This window comes from Streptosporangium canum, assembly GCF_900113865.1.
GTDB lineage: Bacteria > Actinomycetota > Actinomycetes > Streptosporangiales > Streptosporangiaceae > Streptosporangium > Streptosporangium canum.
In genome coordinates this window covers 392,655-412,555 of the sequence record NZ_FOQY01000001.1, presented here as the reverse complement: position 1 = coordinate 412,555, position 19,901 = coordinate 392,655, and the positions used below count along the sequence as shown (strand labels likewise).

Genomic DNA, 19,901 nt, shown 5'->3' with positions numbered 1-19,901 from the left:
ATGAGTGACACGAAGGAGAAACCATGGCAGAGACCCGTTTCCCGGGCACCGCGCCATCCGGCGCCGCGCGGCGCGCCGCCGCCGTCTGCGGAGCCGGCGCGGCCCTGACCCTCGTCCTCGCCGCACCCGCGGCGGCGTCCCCGGCCAAACCGCACCCGCACGAGGACGGCGGGAAGAAGGCCGCGGAGACGGCCCCGACGCTGAGCATCAGCGTCGACAACGGCCGCACCAGCGCCAAGGAGGGCGACAGGCTCAGCTACACCGTGACCGTCCGCAACATCGGCACGACCGACGCGAGCGACCTCCGTCTCACCCAGAGCCTGCCGGCCGGGCTGAAGCTCGTCTCGGCCGACCGCGACGGCAGGGCGAAGGCGGGGCACGTCATCTGGACCGTCGACCTGAAGGCCGGCGGGAACGCCGCCTTCCACACCACCGCCGAGGTGCAGGCCACGCCGGACGACCTGCTGCGCCTGGCCACCGTCGCCTGCGCGAGCGCCGAAGCGGACGACAAGCCGATCGTCTGCGCCACCCACTCCGACCAGCTGCCGGCCGGCGCCGCGGCGGACGACGCCGCCCGGGCGGCGGCCACGCCCGCGCCCGCGCGCCCGTGGTACGTCCTGGCGGGGGCCGGGCTGCTGGTCCTGATGGTGTTCGGGCTGTGGACCGGTCGCCTCACGAAGCTCGGCGACCGCCCGCGGCGCTCGCCCTCATGACGCTCCGAACCCCCGTGTACGGCCCGCACCCCGGTGCGGGCCGTACACGTTGTTCAGGAATGGGATCGAAGTTGTGTGTCCAAAGTCCAGATGCCGACCTCCACGTTGACGACCCTGGTGCGGTAGAGCTCCCGTTCGGTCAGGATGCAGAGGTCGCCCAGCCCCAGCTTGGCCATCACGTGGTCGGAGAACGGCGTCCCGGTTCCGGCGCCCGCGAGCAGCGAACGGAGGAAGCTCTCGCCCCATTCGACGGTGTGGAGCACCCAGGGGGCTCGGCCGGTGATGACGAGTTCGAGGAGGGCGTGCAGCTTGTCGGCACGGTCCCTGCGGACCCTGCCGTCGGAGAGCTGGGCGATGTGATTGCCGGTCTCGATGACGGCGGTGATGGGCAGGATGAGATCACACTCCTGCCGTCTCTCCTTCAGTTCTCGGGCGACGGCCTCGTAGTCCTGGTTTCTGCCGGGGACGTTGAGGAGATTGCAAAGTACCGAAGTATCGACGAACTCCACTTTTCGAGCCACCGTCAGCCGATCCCCATGAGCCGGTCGAACTCGGTGAAGTCACGAGCGGGAGCGGATGTCCGCTCCAGAAGGCCGGAGGAGACGATCGTGCCGAGATCGCCTTGAGCCATCAAACTGGGGTAGCCCTCCATCTCCGGAAGTTTCCGAAGGTGGGAAAGGCCGGTGTCGCGGTCACGGGAGCAGACGACGACGTGCTTGTGGTCGTCCGCCTCCAGCGCCGAAAGCAGGGCGGGACTGTGTGTCGTGAAGATCACTTGGGAGGCGTCTTCCTGTGTGGCCTGTTTGACGAGGCCAAGTATCTGAGTGGCCTGGGAGGGGTGCAGGCCGTTCTCCAACTCTTCGATCACCAGGGTCGGGGGTCTGCCGTCGTCCTCCGCGCCGCGTCCACCGAGATCGAGGTCCTGTCCTTGACGGAGCAGGCTTGTGGCGATGGCGGCGAACCTCAGCAGGCCGTCGCTCATCTCTCTGGCCGGCGTGACGGCCCCGTCCTCCCGGAGGGCCAGCATCACGTCGTTGAGCGGCGAGCGGATGACCTCGATCCCCGTCACCTCGTGTTCGACGAGCCCCTGCACGCCGGCGACGAGTTGCCGGAACCGCTGGGGGTCGTTCTCCCTCATGTGGCCGACCACAGCGGGGAGATTCTCGGCGGTCCTGCGCAACCGCGTGTCGCGGCTGGGCACGTACTGCCTCATGAGGTGCGGTACGGGGTCCAGGTGGAAGACTCCACGGAGCGTCTCCAGGACATCCTCCGCGGCCCTGATGACGCGCTGCTCGGCCTCCGTCTCCCCCGCGAGCCGGAGTGGGAGCTGGCTGGTGAGCAGGCGGGTGGAGCGGAACTGCGCTCTGGGGTCCCGCCCCCGCCGGCCGTTGTACCAGGTGGCGTCGATGCTGCCGGAACCCGGGGACGGGTCCACTGTCTTGAGAAGATCGTGTGCGATCTGGCCTGCCGGGTTCCGCGTCGAGCGGCGCTTCTCCGACAGGCCGACGAGGGTCTCGCTGATGATCTCCGGTTCCGGGCGCACCTGAACGGTGACGTCGAGCTGGGTGAAGAAGTAGCCGCTTCCGACCCGGCTGGGGGACATAACCGTGCAGCCCAGCCGGAACCGGTCCGTCCCGTGGGGAGGACACCCCTCTATGCCGCCACGCAGGGGCCCTTCGTCGCCTCGCCTGCTGTCCAGGGCGTCAACGAGGTCCGCTCCGGACGCCAGGCGGGACAGCACCTCAAGCCCGTCGAGGGCGTTCGACTTTCCACTGCTGTTGCGGCCGATGAGCGTCGTCATGCCGCCCAGGGGAAGAGTCGCGTCCCGGAAGGTCTTGAACTCGGTGAGGCGCAGTTCCAGCAGGCGAGACTTCATACGTGAACCGTACATGTGCGCCCCCTGTCGCAGGGGGCGCACGCGGGGTCACTCGTCGCCGGTGAGGGAGAAGCTCCGCAGGCGCTGGCCGGCCCAGACGACGGCGCCGACGGTGACGATCAGCAGCGCGGGTACGGCGAAGCCGAGGGTGATCTCGGTGGAGAAGAACGGCGAGGACGACAGCTGGTCGGCGATCGACTGGGCCCACTGCTGGATGGAGAACCTGCGGGCGCCGGGGACGAAGTTGCCCACCACGCCCTCCCAGACCAGCGCGTAGACGATGCCGATCGTCACGGCGTGCCGGGTCAGCACGCCCAGCAGCATGAACACCGCGGCGTACGCGATGCCGCCGACGAGGGCGCCGACGGCGAAGCCGGACGCGACCCCGGATTCGAGGCCGATCAGCAGGTAGGCCGCGGCGAAGGTCGGCACGGCGGCGAACAGCGCGAGTATCGAGGCGGCGACCAGGAACTTGGTCTGCGCGATGACGGGGCGGGAGATCGGCTTGGCCAGCAGGTGGATGATCGTGCCGTCGTCGATCTCGGGAGCGATCACCCCGGTCCCCGCGATCAGGCCCAGCAGCGGCAGCATGGTGCCGATGGCGAAGGTCCGCATGAGCGTGATCGTGGCGTTCTCGCCGCCGCTGCCGATCACCCGCAGGAGTACGGCCAGCCCGATCAGCACCACCGGCAGCATGATCAGCAGCCAGATCCGCCGACGGCCGAGCAGCGCCCGGTAGGAGATTCCGGCGATGACACCGTTCATGGTCAGCTGCTCCTGTTGATCAGATAGGAGAAGACGCTCTCCAGGTCTTCGTCGGCCGGGGAGATCTGCCAGACCCGCACGCCGGCGTCCCTGGCGACCCTGGGCAGCAGCCAGGTGAAGCGCCGGAAGTCGACGGCCTGCACCTCCAGGCCCGTCCCGGTGAGCGAGACCGAGCCTGAGGACGCGTCGGCGATCAGCGCCGAGGCCAGGCGGCGGTCGTCGCTGGAGCGGACCCGGAACACGTGGGGCCGGTCGGTCATCCTGCGGCGGATCTCGCGGAAGTCGCCGGAGGCGGCGTGCCGGCCGGCGACCAGGACCTCGATGTGCTGGGCGACCCGCTCCACCTCCTCCAGGATGTGCGAGCTGAACAGGATGGTCTTGCCCGCGGTGCCCATCGCGCTGATCAGGTCCATCAGGTGCAGGCGCTGGCGCGGGTCCATGCCGTTGAACGGCTCGTCGAGCAGGAGCACCTCCGGGTCGTGCACGAGCGCCGCGGCGACCTTGACCCGCTGGCGCATGCCCTTGGAGTAGGTCTCCACCCTGCGGTCCTTGGCGGGCTCCATCTCGACCATGGCGAGGGCTTTGCGCGCGGCGTCGTCGGGGTTGGGCAGGCGGTGCAGCCTGGCGCTGGACAGCACGTACTGCCAGCCGGTGAGGAAGCCGTAGACGGCCTCGCGTTCGGGGACCAGTCCGATCGAGCGGTAGATCTCGTGGTTGCGCCAGATCTGCGTGCCGTCCAGGGTCACGGTGCCGCCGGAGGGCGCCAGGAACCCGGCCATCATGTGCAGCAGCGTGGACTTGCCCGCGCCGTTGGGGCCGAGCAGGCCGGTGACGCCCGGCCCGATGGTCATGGTGACGTCGTTGACGGCGACCACGTTGCCGTACCAGCGTGAGACCTGGGCCAGTTCGATTCTCATCGTGCGGCCGCCTTCCGGTAGCGCAGGACCAGGGCGGTCACCGACAGTGCGATCAGTGCGAGCATCAGCAGGATCGCCACCGCGACGCCCGCCCCCGCCGGGTAGGTGGTGGGCGCCGAGGGGGCCGCGCCGAAGAGCCCCACCTGCACCGCGGCGTCGACGAGGAAGAACGGATTGATCATCCAGGCCCACGCGGCGGCGGTGTAGTTGTTCACCGACTCCATCGTCGCGGCGACGACGGTGGACACGGCCGAGGTGAGCAGGTAGAAGGCGATGACCGAGGCCACGCCCAGGCCACGCCTGGGGGTGAAGGAGGCGATCGCCACGCCGAGGCAGGCCAGCAGCACCGCGTAGGCGACGGCGCCGGCCATGCTGGTCAGGTAGGCGGAGGTGTGCGCCGGTCCGGGCAGGTCGATGACCAGTTCGCCGACGAACAATACGGTGAGCGGGACCGCCAGCAGCAGGAACATCGCCACGGTCATGGCCGCGAGCTTCGCCCCGACGTAGTCGATCAGCGTCACCGGGCGGGACAGGTAGAGCGGCAGCACGCGGAAGCGCAGGTCGGGCGCCACGGTGTACGGCGACTGCGAGGCGAGGAAGATCGCCAGTACGGCCTGCATGGTGACCGCGTACGTGGTGTAGCCGATCGCCTCCTGCTTGACCAGCGCCATGATCGCGATGGAGACGACCGCGGGGAGCATCATGACACCCGCGAGCAGGAACGGGATGATCTTCGAGCGGGCCGTGCGGCCCAGCCCGAACACCCCGCGCAGGCTGTGCAGGGTCAGCGACAGGGTGGCGTGGGCGCGGCCGAGCCGTACCCCGTCGTAGTGGCGGTATCCGATGTCGTGGATGACACCTGTGGGCTCAGACATTGACCGGCTCCCTGAAGACGTCCTCGATGCGCTGGCGGCCCTGTTCCATGCGGACGAGGCAGAGGTCGAGCTCGCAGACGGCGTCGCGGAGGGTGTCGAAGGTCTCCGGCGCCCGGACGTGGACCAGGAGCATCCGGCCGTGGGCGGTGACGGTCTCGCCCAGCTCGGTGAGGCGTGCCGCCAGCGCCTCCTGGCCCTCCTCGACCTCCACGGTGACGGTCTGGGTGGTCTGGGTGAACTCGGCGATGGACGACGAGCGCAGCAGCTTGCCGCCGTCGATCACGATGACGTGGTCGCAGACCCGCTCCAGCTCGCCCAGCAGGTGGGAGGTGACCAGCACGCTGATGCCGAACTCGGTGCCGATCTTGCGGATCAGCGCGAGCATCTCGTCGCGGCCCTGCGGGTCGAGGCCGTTGGTGGGCTCGTCCAGCAGGACCAGGCGCGGGTCGTGCACCAGGGCCTGAGCCAGCTTGACCCGTTGCTTCATGCCGGTCGAGTAGCCGCCCATCGCGCGGTAGCGCTCCTCGTAGAGCCCCACGTGGCGCAGCACGTCGGCGGCGCGCTCCCGGGCCGCGGTGCGCGGCAGCCCCGACATCTGGGCCATGTGCACGGTGAACTCGGTGGCGGACAGGTCCGGCGGCAGGCAGTCGTGCTCGGGCATGTAACCCACGATCCGGCGGATCTCGGCGCCGTGGGTCGTCACGTCCATGCCGAGCACCTGCGCGCTTCCGGCGGAGGGTTCGAGCAGGCCCAGCAGGATCTTTATCAGCGTGGACTTGCCCGCGCCGTTGGCTCCGACCAGGCCGGTCACGCCGGAGCCGACGGTGACGGTGAGCTGGTCGAGTGCCGTCACCCGGGGGAAACGTCTGGTCAGTCCCTCGGTGGCGAGGATAGTCATGGTCGGACACTACCTACCGGATGGAGCGAATTCCTCCGCCCCACGTAGGAGTCGTCCCTCATCCGCAGGGTAGGGCGCTACCCCTACTTCCGGTCAGGGTCGCGCGGCGGCCGCGCCGGAAGTCGCGTGCCGAACCTGGCCCAGTAGGCCTTCTGGACGACCAGCGTCACCGTGCCGGAGATGACCATGCCCGCGATGTTCACCCCGAGCTGGGCGACCGATGCCGCCATGTCCTCCCAGCGGGTCAGCGCCGCGGCGACCGCGAAGTATCCGGCGGCGGGGACCGTGGTCACCGAGATGAAGACGCCGACCAGGGCCGAGGACTTGCCCGCGGTGACCGAGAGCACCCCGGCCGCGCCCGCGAGCAGCGCCACGATGAAGGACCACCTGTCGGGCTTGACGATGAACTCGATCTCCTCGTGGCCGGTCAGGCTGAACGGCCCGATCCAGCCCAGCCCGCGCGAGACCAGCGCGCAGGCGAAGGTGATCGCGATGGCGGTCGCGAAGCCGATGGCCAGTGCGCGCAGCGCGCGGCCGATCAGGTGCCGGTCACCGCGGAGCAGGCCGAAGCAGATGGCCGCGATGGCCCCGAACTCCGGCCCCAGCACCATCGCGCCGACGATGAGGATGGGCGAGTCGACGACCACGCCTATCCCCGCGAGCTGGGTGGCGATCGCCAGGAACGCCAGGAAGGCCCAGGTGAGACGGGAGTCGTCGCTGACCCGCTGGGCGAGCTCCGCCCAGACCACGGCGTCGTCCCCCTCGCCCGGAGCCTCCCGCTCGGCGCGGTCGGCCGCGTCCGAGAGCGACAGGTCGACCTGCTCGGCCATGATGGAGCCGTCCGCGCACAGGCCGAGCCGCTGGAGCCGCTCGATGACGTCGTTGGCCGCCTCCCTGGCGACGTCGAACTGGACCAGGTCGCCTTCGGGGGAGCGGGCCACGCCGGGGAGCACGACCAGGTTGACCACGCCGACGGCCCCGTCGAGCAGTGCCAGGACGTCGTCCGTCAGCTCAGCCGGACTGATCACGCGTAGATGCAGCACGGGCCAACCCTAGGTCGTGACCGGCGGCTCCCCGAAGCCCGGGACCGCTCCGCGGCTCTCGCGCGGTGCGGTCGAAGCGCCGCGGGGGCGGCCCCGGGGTCAGATGCGGCGCAGCCGTACGCGGCGGATCGCGTGGTCGGCGCCCTTGTGCAGCACCAGGCCGGCCCTGCCCCGGGTGGGGGCGATGTTCTGCACGAGGTTGCGCTCGTTGACGTCGCGCCACACGTTCCTGGCGAACGCGGTCGCCTCGTCGTCCGACAGCTCGGCGAGGTATTTGAAGTAGGACTTGGGATCCTCGAAGGCCGTGCGGCGGAGCTTGTGGAAGCGGTCCACGTACCAGTCGCGGATGTGCTCGACCTTGGCGTCGACGTAGATGGAGAAGTCGAAGTAGTCGTTGACGGCGAGCGCGGCGGGCGGGGCGGGCTGCAGGACGTTGAGGCCCTCGACGATGAGGATGTCGGGCCGGCACACGGTCTGGACGGCGCCGGGCACGATGTCGTACTCCAGGTGGCTGTAGACGGGCGCGCTCACCTCGGGCAGGCCGGCCTTGACGTCGGCGACGAACCTGACCAGGGCCCGCCGGTCGTAACTGTCCGGGAAGCCCTTCCTGTGCATGATGTCCCTGTCCGAGAGGACCTTGTTCGGGTAGAGGAAGCTGTCGGTGGTGATCCGGTCCACCCGGGGGTGCTCGGGCCAGCGGGCCAGCAGGGTGTGGAGCAGCCGGGCGGTGGTGGACTTGCCGACCGCGACGCTGCCCGCGATGCCCAGGATGTACGGGGTGGGCCGCTGGCTGGCTCCCAGGAAGGTGTTGAGCGCCGCGCTGCGCTGCCTGGCCCCGGTGAAGTGCAGGTTGAGCAGCCGGGTGAGCGGCAGGTAGATCTCGGTGACCTCGGCCAGGTCGATCGGGTCGTCGACGCCGCGCAGCTCCTCAAGCTCGTCCTCGGTGAGCGTCAGGGGCGTGTTCTTGCGGAGCTCGCTCCACTGCGCCCGGCTCAGCTCGACGTACGGCGTCGCGTCCCACCCGTTGGCCATAGTCCCGAAGCCTACTGATCGGTCGGAAGTGCTTCCGGGTGGGTACGGCGTTGCCCGACACCGGGCAGGAATCTTGGGATCTCCGGGGGGTTCTCCATAGGCTCAACAGCCGATCTTTCCCATGACAGAGGGGGTTGACCATGTGCGGAATCGTGGGATACGTCGGCCGGCGGCAGGCGGTCGAGGTCGCGATCGAAGGGCTCGGGCGCCTGGAGTACCGAGGGTACGACTCGTCCGGGATCGCCCTGATCGGGGCTGACAGGGCGCTGACCGTGGAGAAGCGGGCCGGGAAGCTGGTCAACCTGCGCTCCGTACTGGCCGCGCGGCCCGCGCCGCCGGCGACGGCGGGGATCGGGCACACCCGGTGGGCCACTCACGGCGCGCCGACCGATCGCAACGCCCATCCGCACACCGACTGCGAGGAGCGGATCGCGGTCATCCATAACGGCATCATCGAGAACTTCGCCGAGCTCAGGGCGGAGCTGGAGAACGACGGCCACAAACTCGCCTCCGAGACCGACACCGAGGTGGTGGCGCACCTGCTGGAGCGGTTCGCCGGGGACGGCCTGGCGGAGGCGATGCGCCGGGTGTGCCGGCGGTTGGAGGGGGCGTTCACGCTGCTGGCGGTCTCGGTGGACGAGCCGGACGTGGTGGTGGGCGCGCGGCGGAACTCGCCGCTGGTGGTGGGGCGCGGGGAGGGGGAGAACTTCCTCGGCTCGGATGTGGCGGCGTTCATCGCCTACACGCGGGAGGCGGTCGAGCTCGGCCAGGACCAGGTGGTCGAGCTGCGGACGTCGGGGATCACGGTCACCGACTTCCACGGCGCCCCCGCCGAGACGCGGGACTACCACGTGGACTGGGACGCCTCGGCCGCGGAGAAGGGGGGTCACGACTACTTCATGCTCAAGGAGATCGCCGAGCAGCCGAGGGCCGTGGCCGACACCCTGCTCGGCCGGGTCGGGGCCGACGGGCAGCTGATGCTGGACGAGATGCGGCTGTCGGACCAGGAGCTGCGGGACGTCAACAAGATCATTGTGGTCGCGTGCGGGACCTCCTACCACGCCGGGCTCATCGCGAAATACGCCATCGAGCACTGGGCCGGGGTGCCGTGCGAGGTCGAGCTGGCCAGCGAGTTCCGCTACCGCGACCCGATCCTCACCAGGGACACGCTGATCATCGTGATCACCCAGTCCGGCGAGACGATGGACACGCTGATGGCCGTACGGCACGCCCGCGAGCAGCGGTCCCGGGTGCTGGCCGTCTGCAACGTGAACGGCTCCACGATCCCGCGCGAGTCCGACGCGGTCCTCTACACCCACGCGGGTCCGGAGATCGCCGTCGCCTCCACCAAGGCATTCCTCACCCAGCTCGTGGCCTGTTACCTGGTGGCGCTCTACCTGGCCCAGGTCCGGGGCACCAAGTTCGGCGACGAGATCTCCCAGATCATCGACTGGCTGGGGCGGATGCCGGCCAAGGTGGAGGAGGTCCTCGGGACCGTCGAGCCGGTCCGCGCGCTGGCCCGCTCGCTGGCCGCCGAGCGCTGCGTGCTCTTCCTCGGCCGCCACGTGGGCTTCCCCGTGGCGCTGGAGGGGGCGCTGAAGCTCAAGGAGCTGGCCTACATGCACGCCGAGGGCTTCGCGGCGGGGGAGCTCAAGCACGGTCCGATCGCGCTGATCGACGAGGGCCTGCCGGTCGTGGTCATCGTCCCGTCCCCGGCGGGCCAGCGCGTGATCCACGACAAGATCGTGTCCAACATCCAGGAGATCCGGGCCAGGGGCGCCAAGACCATCGTCATCGCGGAGGAGGGGGACGACGCGGTCGTGCCCTACGCCGACACACTGATCCGCGTCCCGGCCGTGCCGACGCTGCTCCAGCCCCTGATCGCCACGGTGCCGCTGCAGGTCTTCGCCTGCGAGCTGGCCGCGGCCAAGGGGCACGACGTCGACCAGCCCCGCAACCTGGCCAAGTCCGTCACCGTGGAGTAGGCGCACGCGCCCGGCCGCCCGCCCGCCCGGGTCGCTCCCCGCCCGGCGCACGGTAATCCACAGCCTGTGGACAACGTCCATGGATTACCCGGGCGCGGAGAAGGGAAGAGGATCGGATCGCCACGCGGTCCGGGTGTTTCCCGTCGACCGGCGGGAGACGGTCGCGGTGCGCGGGCTTCGCTAACCTGGAGCCGTGATCGTGGGCATCGGCGTGGACGTCGTGGACATGGCGCGGTTCGAGGCGGCGCTGGAGCGGACCCCCGAGCTGCGGATGCGGCTGTTCACCGAGGTCGAGCGGGTGCTCGCGGTGCAGTCCCTGGCCGCGAGGTTCGCGGCCAAGGAGGCGGTGGCCAAGGCGCTCGGCGCGCCTCCCGGTCTGGCCCATCTGGAGGCCGAGGTGCGGACCGGCGCGTACGGCCGCCCGGAGCTGTACGTGAGCGGCCGGGTCGCCGAGGTCGCGGCGGCACTCGGCGTGACGCGCTGGCACGTGTCGCTGACGCACGACGGGGGCGTGGCGGTCGCCTACGTGATCGCCGAAGGCTGACCCGCGCCGGGGCGCGCGCGGAGGCTCGGCGGCCTGCCCGCGCCGGGGCACGTGGCCGATCGGCGGCGGCCGGCCCGCGCCGGGGCGCGAGTGGCCGATCGGCGGCGGCCGGCCGTGCCGGAGCATGCGCCGGCGATCGGCGCGGGATAGCGTCGGGATCATGCTGACCGCGTACACCACCGATCAGATCAGAGCGGCCGAGGCGGCGCTGATGGCCAGGTCGCCCGAGGGCGCGCTCATGGAACGGGCGGCCGCCGGGCTGGCGGCGATCTGCGCCAGGACGCTCGGCCGGGTGTACGGCTCCCGCGTCGTGCTGCTGATCGGCGGTGGCGACAACGGCGGCGACGCCCTCTACGCCGGCGCCCGCCTGGCCTCCAGGGGGGCCAGGGTGGACGCGATCCTCGCCGGGGCGCGGGTCCACGGAGCCGGACTGGCGGCCCTGCGGCGGGCCGGAGGCCGCGTGACGGATCTCCGCGCCGCCACCGCCACCGCCGCCACAGCCGGAGGCGGCGGGGCCGGTGGGATCGGGGAGAACACCACAGCCGGAGGCGGCGGGGCCGGTGGGATCGGGGAGAACACCACAGCCGGAGGCGGCGGGGCCGGTGGGATCGGCGGTGTCGCGGGGGTCGGCGAGCTGGTCCGGGCGGCCGACCTGGTCGTGGACGGGCTGGTCGGGATCGGCGGGGCGGGAGCCCTGCGCGAGCCGTACGCCACCCTGGCGGGACTGACCGCCGAGGCGGCCGGCGCGGTGGTCGCGGTGGACGTGCCGAGCGGGGTGGACGCCGGCAGCGGGCAGGTCGGCGGGGCGGCGGTCCGGGCGGACGTCACCGTGACGTTCGGGGCCTACAAGATCGGGTTGCTCGTCGACCCGGGTGCGGAGCACGCGGGCCGGGTGGAGCTCGTCGACATCGGGCTCGGGCCCCACCTGCCGGGCCCCGAGGCGACCGCGCTGACCGGCGCCGACGTGGCGCCGCTGCTTCCCCGGCCGGACGCGGGCTCCGACAAGTACAGCAGGGGCGTCGTCGGCGTCGCGGCCGGAAGCCACCAGTACACCGGGGCCGCGGTGCTGGCCGTCGGCGGGGCGATCCGGGCGGGGGCGGGCATGGTCCGCTACGCGGGGGTCGCCGAGCCGGTGGCCCAGGTGCGCGCCCGCTGGCCCGAGGCCGTGATCACTCCGCTGGAGCCCGGCGAGGGGATCGAGGAGGTGGGCCGGGTGCAGGCGTGGGTGCTCGGTCCCGGGCTCGGCACCGGGCCCGAGGCGCTCGCCGTCGCCCGTTCGGTGCTGGCGAGCGACGTCCCGGTGCTCGTGGACGCCGACGCCCTGACGCTGGTCTCGCGGGACAGGTCGCTGCTGCGCCGCGCCGCGCCGGTGCTGATCACCCCGCACGCGGGCGAGCTGTCCCGGCTGCTGGACGTGCCCCGGGCGCGGATCGAGGCCCGGCGGCTGGAACACGTACGGCGGGCCGCGGCGGAGCTGGGCGTGACCGTGCTGCTGAAGGGCTCGACCACCCTGGTCGCGCAGGAGGGCCGGCCGGTCAGGGTCAACCTCACCGGCAGTCCCTGGCTGGCCACCGGAGGCACCGGCGACGTGCTGGCCGGGCTCGCGGGCGCGCTGCTGGCCGGCGGGCTCGACGGATATGACGCGGCCTCCTGCGCCGCGCACCTGCACGGAATCGCCGGGCGGCACGGCCCGCTCGCCGCCTGGGACGTGGTCGAAGCCCTTCCCTCGGTCATCAGGTCACTCGCCGATCGTCTTCGGGAAGGCGTCTGACCTGCCAGACTGAAAAGATGAGTTTCCCGATGACCCCGGCCGAGGCGCGGGTGGACCTCTCGGCGATCCGGGACAACGTCGCCCTGCTCGGCGAGCACGCACCCGGTGCTGAGATCATGGTCGTGGTCAAGGCCGACGGCTACGGACACGGGATGGTCGCCTCCGGGCGGGCCGCCCTGGAGGGCGGGGCCACCCGGCTCGGCGCCGCCTACATCCGCGAGGCCCTGGAGCTGCGGGCCGCGGGGGTGACCGCGCCGATCCTGTCGTGGATCATCCCGCCCGGCGAGCCGCTGGACGAGGCGGTCGGCCAGGGCGTGGAGCTCTCGGCCGGCACCCCGGCCCTGGTCGACGAGATCGCCGCGGCGGCCGGCCGTACGGGCGTGGCCGCCCGGGTGCACCTGAAGACGGACACCGGCCTCGCCCGCGGCGGCGCGGCTCCCGCCGACTGGCCCGCGCTGGTGGACCGTGCCATGGCCCGGCAGTCCGAGGGGACGGTCGAGGTCGCCGGGCTCTGGTCGCACTTCGCCTGCGCCGACATGCCGGGGCACCCGTCCGTCCACGCCCAGCTCGCCGCCTTCGACGACGCGCTGGCCATCGCGGAGAAGGCGGGCGCCGGAGGCTCCCACGTGATCCGGCACATCGCCAACTCGGCGGCGACGATGCTGCTGCCGCAGGCGCACTACGACATGGTCCGGCCGGGCCTGGCGGCCTACGGCCTGAGCCCCGTGCCCGAGCTCGGCGACTTCGGTCTCCACCCCGCCATGACCCTGGTGGCGCGGATCGCGCTGGCCAAGAGGGTCCCCGCGGGTTCCGGGGTGTCCTACGGGCACCTGTACGTGACGGAAGGCGAGACCACGCTTGGCCTCGTCCCTCTCGGGTACGCGGACGGCATCCTGCGGCACGCCACCAACCGGGCGGAGGTGCTGGCGGGCGGCCGGCGGCGGCGGATCGCCGGACGGGTCTGCATGGACCAGTTCGTTATCGACGTGGGGGACGACCCGCTGGCGGAGGGAGACGAGGTGATCCTGTTCGGTGACGGTTCGCGGGGCGAGCCGACCGCGCAGGAGTGGGCGGATTCCCTTGGCACGATCACGCATGAGATCGTGACCAGGATCGGTTCGCGGGTCCCACGCGTTTACCGGTGAGAGGCATCTCAGGGGGTCGGATGAGCACTACCACTCGGCGCAAGGTCGGAATCGCCGGCGCGATCGTCGGTGTGGCGTCAGCCGGGCTGGCCACCGCGGCCTTCGCCAAGCGGTACGCCGTCGGTCGCATCAGGCTCCGGCCCGACCTTGAGGCGAACGAGCCGCTGGGCGAGCTGCGCGGCCGGCCCGCCACGGTCGTCACCTCCGACGGCGTGTCCCTCTACGCCGAGGTGGACGGCGCCGACGACGCCCCGCTGACCGTGGTGTTCTGCCACGGCTACACCCTCAACCTCGACTCCTGGCACTACCAGCGGCGCGACCTGGGCGACTCCCACCGTCTGGTCCTGTGGGACCAGCGCTCGCACGGACGCTCGCCGCGCACCACCGCCGCGGACTCCACCATCGACCGGCTCGGCGACGACCTGGCCGAGGTGATCACCGCGCTGGTGCCCGGACCGTGCGTGCTGGTGGGGCACTCGATGGGCGGCATGACGATCATGGCGCTGGCCGACCGGCACCCCGGACTGTTCGGCGACAAGGTCAAGGGTGTCGCGCTGATCTCCACCTCCTCGGGCAAGCTGGCCGAGGTCTCCCTGGGCCTGCCCGCGCTGCTGGCCAAGGCGGTGCACAAGGTCACCCCGGGCACGGTCTCGATGCTGAGCCGGGGCAGCGCGCTGGTGGACAGGGGCCGTGAGGCGGGCAACGACGTGGCCTTCCTGGCCCTGCGTCACCTGGGTTTCGGCGATTCCAAGAACGTCAGCCCCACGGTGGTGGACTTCGCCGAGTCGATGATCCGTTCCACCCCGTTCGAGGTGATCGCCGACTTCTACCCGGCGTTGATGTCGCACGACAAGCTGAACGCGCTGAGCGTCCTGGACGACGTGCCCACCTCCATCATGGTCGGTGACAAGGACTGGCTGACGCCGGTGGACCACAGCAGGGCGATGGCCGAGGCGCTGCCCCGCGCCCAGTTCACCGAGGTGCCCGACAGCTCGCACCTGGTGCAGCTGGAGCGGCCGACGGTCGTCAACGACGCGCTGCGCGACCTGCTCAAGCGGGCCGCCGCCGACAGCGCCGCCGACGGCACGGAGCGGTGAGGCGGATCCGGGGCACGCGCGAGCATCGACAGGAGTGATCGAGCAGTGAGAATCGTGGCAACCGCCGAAGAGATGCGGGAGCTGGGCGTGGAGCTGGCGGGGCTGCTCCGGCCAGGAGACCTGGCGGTGCTGTCCGGCCCGCTCGGCGCGGGCAAGACGACCCTGGTCCAGGGGATCGCCGACGGGCTCAAGGTGCGCGGGCCGATCACCTCCCCGACCTTCGTCATCGCCCGGGTGCACCCCTCGCTGTCGGGCGGCCCCGCGCTGGTGCACGCGGACGCCTACCGGCTGGGCGGTGACCTGGAGGTCGACGACCTCGACCTGGACGCCTCGCTGGAGGAGTCGGTGACGGTCGTGGAGTGGGGCGAGGGTCTGGTCGAGGGGCTCGCCGACGACCGGCTGGAGATCTCCATCGAGCGGGGCGAGTCCGGTGAGGAACGGACGGTGCGGTTGCGCGGGATCGGCGCACGCTGGGAGGGCATCGTCTGATTCGCCCCCGTAGGCGCGGGAATCCTGGCACGCTGGCACTCCATCCCACTTGATATAGATCATCGGGATTGATGATCGACTCTTACGCTTTTGCCCATGTTTAATGGGGAAGTGGTGGGAAGTTGTGCCGGGCGAGGGTCGTCGGCCGGACTGCGAAGTGGAGTGCGACGGTGCCAAGGGTCAAGCGTGTCGCGGTTCTAGGGACCATCACCCTTCTCGGGGTGGCGGGCATGGTCGGATGCACGGCCGAGGCCAACTCGGGCAGTCCCGGGGGGACGGCCTCGCCGGCCGTGCCGGAGACGGGGATCAGCCGGCAGGACATCGAGGTCCAGCTGCAGCCGGCCCGTGTCAAGGCGGGACAGAAGGTGTGGGTGCTGGCCAACTGCCCGATCCCCGAAGGGGGGCCCGAGCACCGCGGCACCGCGTCGTCGCAGATCTTCCGCACCCCGGTCACGCTCGATCCGATCCTCACGACGCCCAGCCCGGCGCCGTCGGCGAGCGCCACCCCCGTGGCGAAGCCGTGGGTCCGCGGCCAGGCCACCGTCGCCGCCGGCAGCAAGGCCGGCGTCTACGACGTCAACGCCAGGTGCGAGGGGACCAACGACACCGGCAAGGCCAGCCTCAGGATCGTCACGGACGTCAAGCCGACCCCGAAGGACACCCCCACCTCCAAGCCGACCAGGACCATCATCAGCACCCACGCGCCGGGCACCGGCGGAGGCGGCACCGCGGCCGGCGGCCCCCAGGACTCGGGCATGCCGTTCGGGGTGGGCGGGGCCCTGCTGGCGGCGGTCCTCGCCGGCGGCGTCGGCTTCGCCGTCGTGCGCCGCCGCCGTACGTAGTTCCCGATGGCCGAATCCTCCCGCTGGTCCCGGATCATCGTGGCCGGGGTCATCACCGGCGCCGTCATGGTCGCGTTCAACAGGGGTGGCGAGGACACCCCGCCCGCCCGGTCCTCGGTCGTGCCCAGCCGCATCGACATCCCGTCGCTCGGCATCAAGGCGCCGCTGATGAAGCTCGGCGTGACGGACGGCCAGATCGACCTGCCGCCGTACGAGAAGCCGGACACGGCGGGCTGGGTCAAGGACAGCGCGATCCCCGGTGACCCGGGCTCCGCGGTGATCCTCGGGCACGTGGACACCAAGACCGACCCCGCGGTCTTCTACCGGCTCAAGGACATCCGGGAGGGCCAGGTCGTCAAGGTGGTGCGCAGTGACGGCAAGACCGCCCAGTACCGCGTGGACTCCGTCGAGCAGGTGAGCAAGAACAGCTTCCCGGCGGACAAGGTCTACCTGGAGGACGGCCTCCGGCTGATCACCTGCGGCGGGAATTTCGACTGGGACAAGCATGAATACCGCGACAACGTGATCGTCTACGCCACCCTGGTCAGCCCGGCCGGCTCCAAGGCCTGACCGCCTCTGTGCCGGTGGAGTGGGCCCGGGTGCCGCCCGACGGACTAGGCTAACTGTTCGTGCTGGTCCTGGCCTTTGATACCGCAACCCCCGCCGTCACCGCAGCGCTGCACGACGGTGAGAGGGTCCTCGCCGAGTCGACGACCGTTGACGCGCGTCGCCACGGCGAGCTGCTCGTGCCCACGATCGAGACGGTCCTGCGAGAGGCGGGAGTCGCGCTCGGCGACGTCACCGCCGTCGTCGCGGGCTCCGGCCCCGGCCCCTACACCGGCCTGCGGGTCGGCCTGGTGACCGCCCAGGCCCTCGCGACGTCGCTCGGCGTGCCGGCCTACGGGGTGTGCACGCTCGACGCCCTCGCCTACGGCAGCGGGCTGGCCGGGCCGTTCCTGGTGGCCACCGACGCGCGGCGCAAGGAGGTGTTCTGGGGCCACTACGAGGATCCGAGGGTCCGCCTGTCGGGTCCCTCGGTGGACAGGCCGCAGGACCTGCCCGGGGAGCTCCCGCTCGTCGGCGCGGGCGCGCGGATGTACGCCGAGATCGTCGGGCCCTCCCGCGTGACCGGCGCGCCGGAGTATCCCTTCGCGGGGGCGCTGGCGGCGCTGGCCGCCGAGCAGCTCGGCGAGCCCGACGTCAGGGAGGTCGTGGAGAGCGGCACGCACCCCGTGCTGAGCCTGCCCCGCCCGATCTATCTGCGCCGTCCCGACGCCCAGGTGCCCTCGGCGCCGAAGAAGGTCTCCGCATGACCGCGGTGCTACGCCAGATGACCTTCGACGACCTGCCGGCCGTGATGAAGATCGAGAGGGAGACCTTCCCCCGCGACGCGTGGAGCGAGGGCATGCTCCGCGCCGAGCTCGACGACCAGCCCAGGACCCGGCACTACGTGGTCGCCCTGGTGGACGATGAGATCATCGGCTATGCCGGGCTTTTCGCGGCGGGGGACCAGGCGGACGTGCAGACCATCGCCGTCGCGGCCGACCGGCGGCGGGCGGGGGTCGGCGCGGCGATGCTGTCGGAGCTGCTGGCGGAGGCCGTACGGCGGGGCGCGCGCTCGGTCTTCCTGGAAGTGCGTGCCGACAACCCGGACGCGGAGGCGATGTACGACCGGTTCGGATTCGAGCGGATCGGCCTGCGCCGCCGCTACTACGAGGACGGCACCGACGCGATCACGATGAAGAAGGATCTCAATGCGTGACGAACCCCTGGTCCTGGGAATCGAGACCTCCTGCGACGAGACCGGAGTGGGCATCGTCCGGGGGCACACCCTGCTGGCCAACACGATCGCCTCCAGCGTCGAGCAGCACGCCCGGTTCGGCGGCGTGGTGCCGGAGGTGGCCTCCCGGGCGCATCTGGAGGCGATGACCCCGACCGTCGAGCGGGCCCTGGAACAGGCGGGCCTGCGCTTCGCCGACATCGACGCGATCGCGGTGACCGCCGGGCCCGGCCTGTCCGGCGCGCTGCTGGTCGGCGTCGCCGCGGCCAAGGCCTACTCGCTCGGCCTGGGCGTGCCGCTGTACGGCGTCAACCACCTGGCCGCCCACGTGGCCGTGGACCAGCTCGAACACGGCGCCCTGCCCAAGCCGTGCATCGCCATGCTGGTCTCGGGCGGCCACTCCTCCCTGCTGCTGGTGCCCGACGTCGCCAAGGACATCGTCTCCCTGGGGTCGACGGTCGACGACGCCGCGGGCGAGGCGTTCGACAAGGTGGCCCGCGTGCTCGGCCTGCCCTTCCCCGGCGGCCCCTACATCGACCGGGCGGCCCAGGACGGTTCCGGCACGGCCATCGCGTTCCCGCGCGGCAAGCACGACGACGGGACGCTGGACTTCTCCTTCTCCGGGCTGAAGACCGCCGTGGCGCGCTGGGTGGAGGCGCGGGAGCGGAACGGCGAGTCGATCCACGTGCCCGACGTGGCGGCGTCGTTCCAGGAGGCCGTGGTCGACGTGCTGACCCACAAGGCCCTGCAGGCGTGCCGCAGGCACGGCGTCCGGGACCTGCTGATCGGCGGCGGCGTGGCGGCCAACTCCCGGCTGCGCGCCCTCGCTCAGGAGCGCTGCGACGCGGCCGGCGTACGGCTGCGCGTCCCCCGCCCGGGACTGTGCACGGACAACGGGGCGATGGTGGCCACACTCGGCTCCGACCTGGTGGCGGCCGGCGTCACCCCGTCCCTGCTGGACATCCCCGCCGACTCCTCGCTGCCGATCACCACCGTCCACGTGTGACCTCCCGCTGTGCTCCCGCCCCTGCGCGGGGGCGGGCTCTCACGCGGGGTGGACGGGGTGGAGGGCGAGCGTCGGGTAGTCGGTGTAGCCGCGGTGGTCGCCGCCGAAGGCCGTGGTGAAGTCGGGCTCGTTGAGCGGCGCACCGAGCCGGAGGCGGAGCGGCAGGTCGGGGTTTGCCAGGAAGGACGCGCCCAGCGCGACCAGGTCGGCGCCTCGGCCCAGCCAGTGGGCCGCCCTGGCGGCGGGGTCGCCGAGTGAGGGGTCGTTGACGATGAGCGTGTTCGGCCACAGCGCGCGGATCCGGTCGCTGAGCTCGCCCGGACCGCCCGCGACGAGGTGCAGGTAGGCGAGGTCCAGCTCGGAGAGCGCGGAGACCAGCGCGGGGTAGACCACGTCCGCGTCGTCCTCCCGCAGGTCCTGCACGCCGGTGGCGGGGGAGAGCCGGATGCCGACGCGGGAGGCGCCGATCGCGTCGGCGACCGCCCGGGCGGTCTCCACGGCGAAGCGGATCCGGCCGTCCACGGACCCGCCGAAGCGGTCGTCGCGAAGGTTGGCGTTCTGGGACAGGAACTGGTGGATGAGGTAGCCGTTCGCGCCGTGCAGTTCGACCCCGTCGAAGCCGGCGTCGATCGCGCGGACGGCGGCGGCGGCGAAGTCCCCGACGGTCGCCTCGATCTCGGCGGTGGACAGCTCCACCGGGGTGAGGACGTCCTGCATGCCGGCCGGGGTGAAGATCTGTGCGGCCGGCCGTACGGCGGACGGCGCGACCGGTAGCGCGCCGGTGTTGTCGGGGTGGCCGATCCGGCCGGCGTGCATGATCTGGGCGAAGATCCGCCCGCCCGCCGCGTGGACGGCGTCGGTGACCTCGCGCCAGCCGGCCACCTGCTCGTCGGTGTGCAGGCCGGGCGTGTCCATGTATCCCTTGCCCGCCGGGCTCGGCTGCACGCCCTCGGTGACGATCAGGCCGGCCGAGGCCCGCTGGGCGTAGTAGAGGGCGGTCAGCGACGAGGGGATGCCGTCGACGTAGGCCCGCGAGCGCGTCATGGGGGCCATCACGAGCCGGTTGGGCAGTTCCAGGTCGCCGAGTCTGAACGGGGTGAACGGCATGGCGGAATCCTTTCTT

Annotated in this window: 21 protein-coding genes; 12 read left to right on the top strand and 9 right to left on the bottom strand. The window is 71.6% G+C overall.

Features of this window, described 5'->3' with window-relative positions; all coding sequences use genetic code 11:
- Positions 1-23: 23 nt before the first annotated feature.
- Entirely contained in the window at positions 24-713 is a 690-nt protein-coding gene (locus tag BM085_RS01775) for a DUF11 domain-containing protein (RefSeq protein WP_093885280.1), read from the top strand.
- A gap of 53 nt (positions 714-766) precedes the next feature.
- On the opposite strand, the gene BM085_RS01770 is transcribed toward BM085_RS01775, so the two are convergent.
- From BM085_RS01770 to coaA, 8 genes are all read right to left on the bottom strand, one after another.
- The gene (locus BM085_RS01770) at positions 767-1,234 is read right to left on the bottom strand and encodes a hypothetical protein (protein WP_093885279.1); all 468 of its coding nucleotides are present in this window, start codon (positions 1,232-1,234) and stop codon (positions 767-769) included.
- A 2-nt stretch (positions 1,235-1,236) separates the two neighbouring features.
- Positions 1,237-2,589 carry an AAA family ATPase gene (locus tag BM085_RS01765; RefSeq protein WP_093885278.1) on the bottom strand — a complete coding sequence of 451 codons (1,353 nt, stop codon included), beginning with the start codon at positions 2,587-2,589 and terminating at the stop codon, positions 1,237-1,239.
- Positions 2,590-2,637: 48 nt separating this feature from the next.
- Positions 2,638-3,354 (bottom strand): ABC transporter permease, encoded by a 717-nt coding sequence (locus BM085_RS01760; RefSeq protein WP_093885277.1) that lies wholly within the window; start codon positions 3,352-3,354, stop codon positions 2,638-2,640.
- Between the two features lie 2 nt (positions 3,355-3,356).
- The gene (locus BM085_RS01755; RefSeq protein ID WP_093885276.1) at positions 3,357-4,271 is read right to left on the bottom strand and encodes an ABC transporter ATP-binding protein; all 915 of its coding nucleotides are present in this window, start codon (positions 4,269-4,271) and stop codon (positions 3,357-3,359) included.
- Positions 4,268-5,146: an ABC transporter permease gene (locus BM085_RS01750; protein ID WP_093885275.1), complete on the bottom strand. Its 879-nt coding sequence runs from the start codon at positions 5,144-5,146 to the stop codon at positions 4,268-4,270. The genes BM085_RS01755 and BM085_RS01750 overlap by 4 nt, the downstream gene beginning before the upstream one ends.
- A complete protein-coding gene (locus BM085_RS01745; RefSeq protein WP_031161061.1) occupies positions 5,139-6,044 on the bottom strand; it encodes an ABC transporter ATP-binding protein in 906 nt (301 codons plus the stop codon). The genes BM085_RS01750 and BM085_RS01745 overlap by 8 nt, the downstream gene beginning before the upstream one ends.
- A gap of 83 nt (positions 6,045-6,127) precedes the next feature.
- A complete protein-coding gene (locus BM085_RS01740) occupies positions 6,128-7,087 on the bottom strand; it encodes a DUF389 domain-containing protein (RefSeq protein ID WP_093885274.1) in 960 nt (319 codons plus the stop codon).
- Between the two features lie 99 nt (positions 7,088-7,186).
- The gene (gene coaA, locus BM085_RS01735) at positions 7,187-8,119 is read right to left on the bottom strand and encodes a type I pantothenate kinase (protein ID WP_093885273.1); all 933 of its coding nucleotides are present in this window, start codon (positions 8,117-8,119) and stop codon (positions 7,187-7,189) included.
- Between the two features lie 140 nt (positions 8,120-8,259).
- On the opposite strand from coaA, the gene glmS reads away from it, so the two are divergent.
- From glmS to tsaD, 11 genes are all read left to right on the top strand, one after another.
- The gene (gene glmS, locus BM085_RS01730) at positions 8,260-10,104 is read left to right on the top strand and encodes a glutamine--fructose-6-phosphate transaminase (isomerizing) (protein WP_093885272.1); all 1,845 of its coding nucleotides are present in this window, start codon (positions 8,260-8,262) and stop codon (positions 10,102-10,104) included.
- Between the two features lie 193 nt (positions 10,105-10,297).
- Positions 10,298-10,648, top strand: a complete 351-nt coding sequence (locus BM085_RS01725) for a holo-ACP synthase (protein ID WP_031161054.1) — start codon at positions 10,298-10,300, stop codon at positions 10,646-10,648.
- 160 nt (positions 10,649-10,808) lie between these two features.
- Positions 10,809-12,419 carry an NAD(P)H-hydrate dehydratase gene (locus BM085_RS01720; RefSeq protein ID WP_093885271.1) on the top strand — a complete coding sequence of 537 codons (1,611 nt, stop codon included), beginning with the start codon at positions 10,809-10,811 and terminating at the stop codon, positions 12,417-12,419.
- 17 nt (positions 12,420-12,436) lie between these two features.
- The gene (gene alr, locus BM085_RS01715) at positions 12,437-13,564 is read left to right on the top strand and encodes an alanine racemase (protein WP_245789058.1); all 1,128 of its coding nucleotides are present in this window, start codon (positions 12,437-12,439) and stop codon (positions 13,562-13,564) included.
- A 20-nt stretch (positions 13,565-13,584) separates the two neighbouring features.
- A complete protein-coding gene (locus tag BM085_RS01710) occupies positions 13,585-14,661 on the top strand; it encodes an alpha/beta fold hydrolase (RefSeq protein ID WP_093885269.1) in 1,077 nt (358 codons plus the stop codon).
- A gap of 45 nt (positions 14,662-14,706) precedes the next feature.
- Positions 14,707-15,150 carry a tRNA (adenosine(37)-N6)-threonylcarbamoyltransferase complex ATPase subunit type 1 TsaE gene (gene tsaE, locus BM085_RS01705; RefSeq protein WP_012887887.1) on the top strand — a complete coding sequence of 148 codons (444 nt, stop codon included), beginning with the start codon at positions 14,707-14,709 and terminating at the stop codon, positions 15,148-15,150.
- 170 nt (positions 15,151-15,320) lie between these two features.
- Positions 15,321-15,992: a hypothetical protein gene (locus BM085_RS01700; protein ID WP_143120762.1), complete on the top strand. Its 672-nt coding sequence runs from the start codon at positions 15,321-15,323 to the stop codon at positions 15,990-15,992.
- 6 nt (positions 15,993-15,998) lie between these two features.
- Positions 15,999-16,562: a class F sortase gene (locus BM085_RS01695; RefSeq protein WP_093885266.1), complete on the top strand. Its 564-nt coding sequence runs from the start codon at positions 15,999-16,001 to the stop codon at positions 16,560-16,562.
- A gap of 59 nt (positions 16,563-16,621) precedes the next feature.
- Positions 16,622-17,305 carry a tRNA (adenosine(37)-N6)-threonylcarbamoyltransferase complex dimerization subunit type 1 TsaB gene (tsaB, locus tag BM085_RS01690; RefSeq protein WP_093885265.1) on the top strand — a complete coding sequence of 228 codons (684 nt, stop codon included), beginning with the start codon at positions 16,622-16,624 and terminating at the stop codon, positions 17,303-17,305.
- Positions 17,302-17,754 (top strand): ribosomal protein S18-alanine N-acetyltransferase, encoded by a 453-nt coding sequence (gene rimI / locus BM085_RS01685; protein WP_086574042.1) that lies wholly within the window; start codon positions 17,302-17,304, stop codon positions 17,752-17,754. Before tsaB ends, rimI begins: the two co-directional genes overlap by 4 nt.
- A complete protein-coding gene (gene tsaD, locus BM085_RS01680; RefSeq protein WP_031161037.1) occupies positions 17,747-18,778 on the top strand; it encodes a tRNA (adenosine(37)-N6)-threonylcarbamoyltransferase complex transferase subunit TsaD in 1,032 nt (343 codons plus the stop codon). The genes rimI and tsaD overlap by 8 nt, the downstream gene beginning before the upstream one ends.
- Before the next feature lie 39 nt (positions 18,779-18,817).
- Here tsaD and BM085_RS01675 read toward each other — a convergent pair whose 3' ends face one another.
- Entirely contained in the window at positions 18,818-19,885 is a 1,068-nt protein-coding gene (locus BM085_RS01675; protein WP_093885264.1) for an alkene reductase, read from the bottom strand.
- Positions 19,886-19,901: the final 16 nt, after the last annotated feature.

Bases quoted from the DNA above. Each gene is read 5' to 3' on its own strand.
- BM085_RS01775 (WP_093885280.1), top strand. From the start codon at position 24: ATGGCAGAGACCCGTTTCCCGGGCACCGCGCCATCCGGCGCCGCGCGG.
- BM085_RS01765 (WP_093885278.1), bottom strand. From the start codon at position 2,589: ATGAAGTCTCGCCTGCTGGAACTGCGCCTCACCGAGTTCAAGACCTTC.
- BM085_RS01760 (WP_093885277.1), bottom strand. From the start codon at position 3,354: ATGAACGGTGTCATCGCCGGAATCTCCTACCGGGCGCTGCTCGGCCGT.
- BM085_RS01755 (WP_093885276.1), bottom strand. From the start codon at position 4,271: ATGAGAATCGAACTGGCCCAGGTCTCACGCTGGTACGGCAACGTGGTC.
- BM085_RS01750 (WP_093885275.1), bottom strand. From the start codon at position 5,146: ATGTCTGAGCCCACAGGTGTCATCCACGACATCGGATACCGCCACTAC.
- BM085_RS01745 (WP_031161061.1), bottom strand. From the start codon at position 6,044: ATGACTATCCTCGCCACCGAGGGACTGACCAGACGTTTCCCCCGGGTG.
- coaA (WP_093885273.1), bottom strand. From the start codon at position 8,119: ATGGCCAACGGGTGGGACGCGACGCCGTACGTCGAGCTGAGCCGGGCG.
- glmS (WP_093885272.1), top strand. From the start codon at position 8,260: ATGTGCGGAATCGTGGGATACGTCGGCCGGCGGCAGGCGGTCGAGGTC.
- BM085_RS01720 (WP_093885271.1), top strand. From the start codon at position 10,809: ATGCTGACCGCGTACACCACCGATCAGATCAGAGCGGCCGAGGCGGCG.
- alr (WP_245789058.1), top strand. From the start codon at position 12,437: ATGAGTTTCCCGATGACCCCGGCCGAGGCGCGGGTGGACCTCTCGGCG.
- BM085_RS01710 (WP_093885269.1), top strand. From the start codon at position 13,585: ATGAGCACTACCACTCGGCGCAAGGTCGGAATCGCCGGCGCGATCGTC.
- BM085_RS01695 (WP_093885266.1), top strand. From the start codon at position 15,999: ATGGCCGAATCCTCCCGCTGGTCCCGGATCATCGTGGCCGGGGTCATC.
- rimI (WP_086574042.1), top strand. From the start codon at position 17,302: ATGACCGCGGTGCTACGCCAGATGACCTTCGACGACCTGCCGGCCGTG.
- tsaD (WP_031161037.1), top strand. From the start codon at position 17,747: ATGCGTGACGAACCCCTGGTCCTGGGAATCGAGACCTCCTGCGACGAG.
- BM085_RS01675 (WP_093885264.1), bottom strand. From the start codon at position 19,885: ATGCCGTTCACCCCGTTCAGACTCGGCGACCTGGAACTGCCCAACCGG.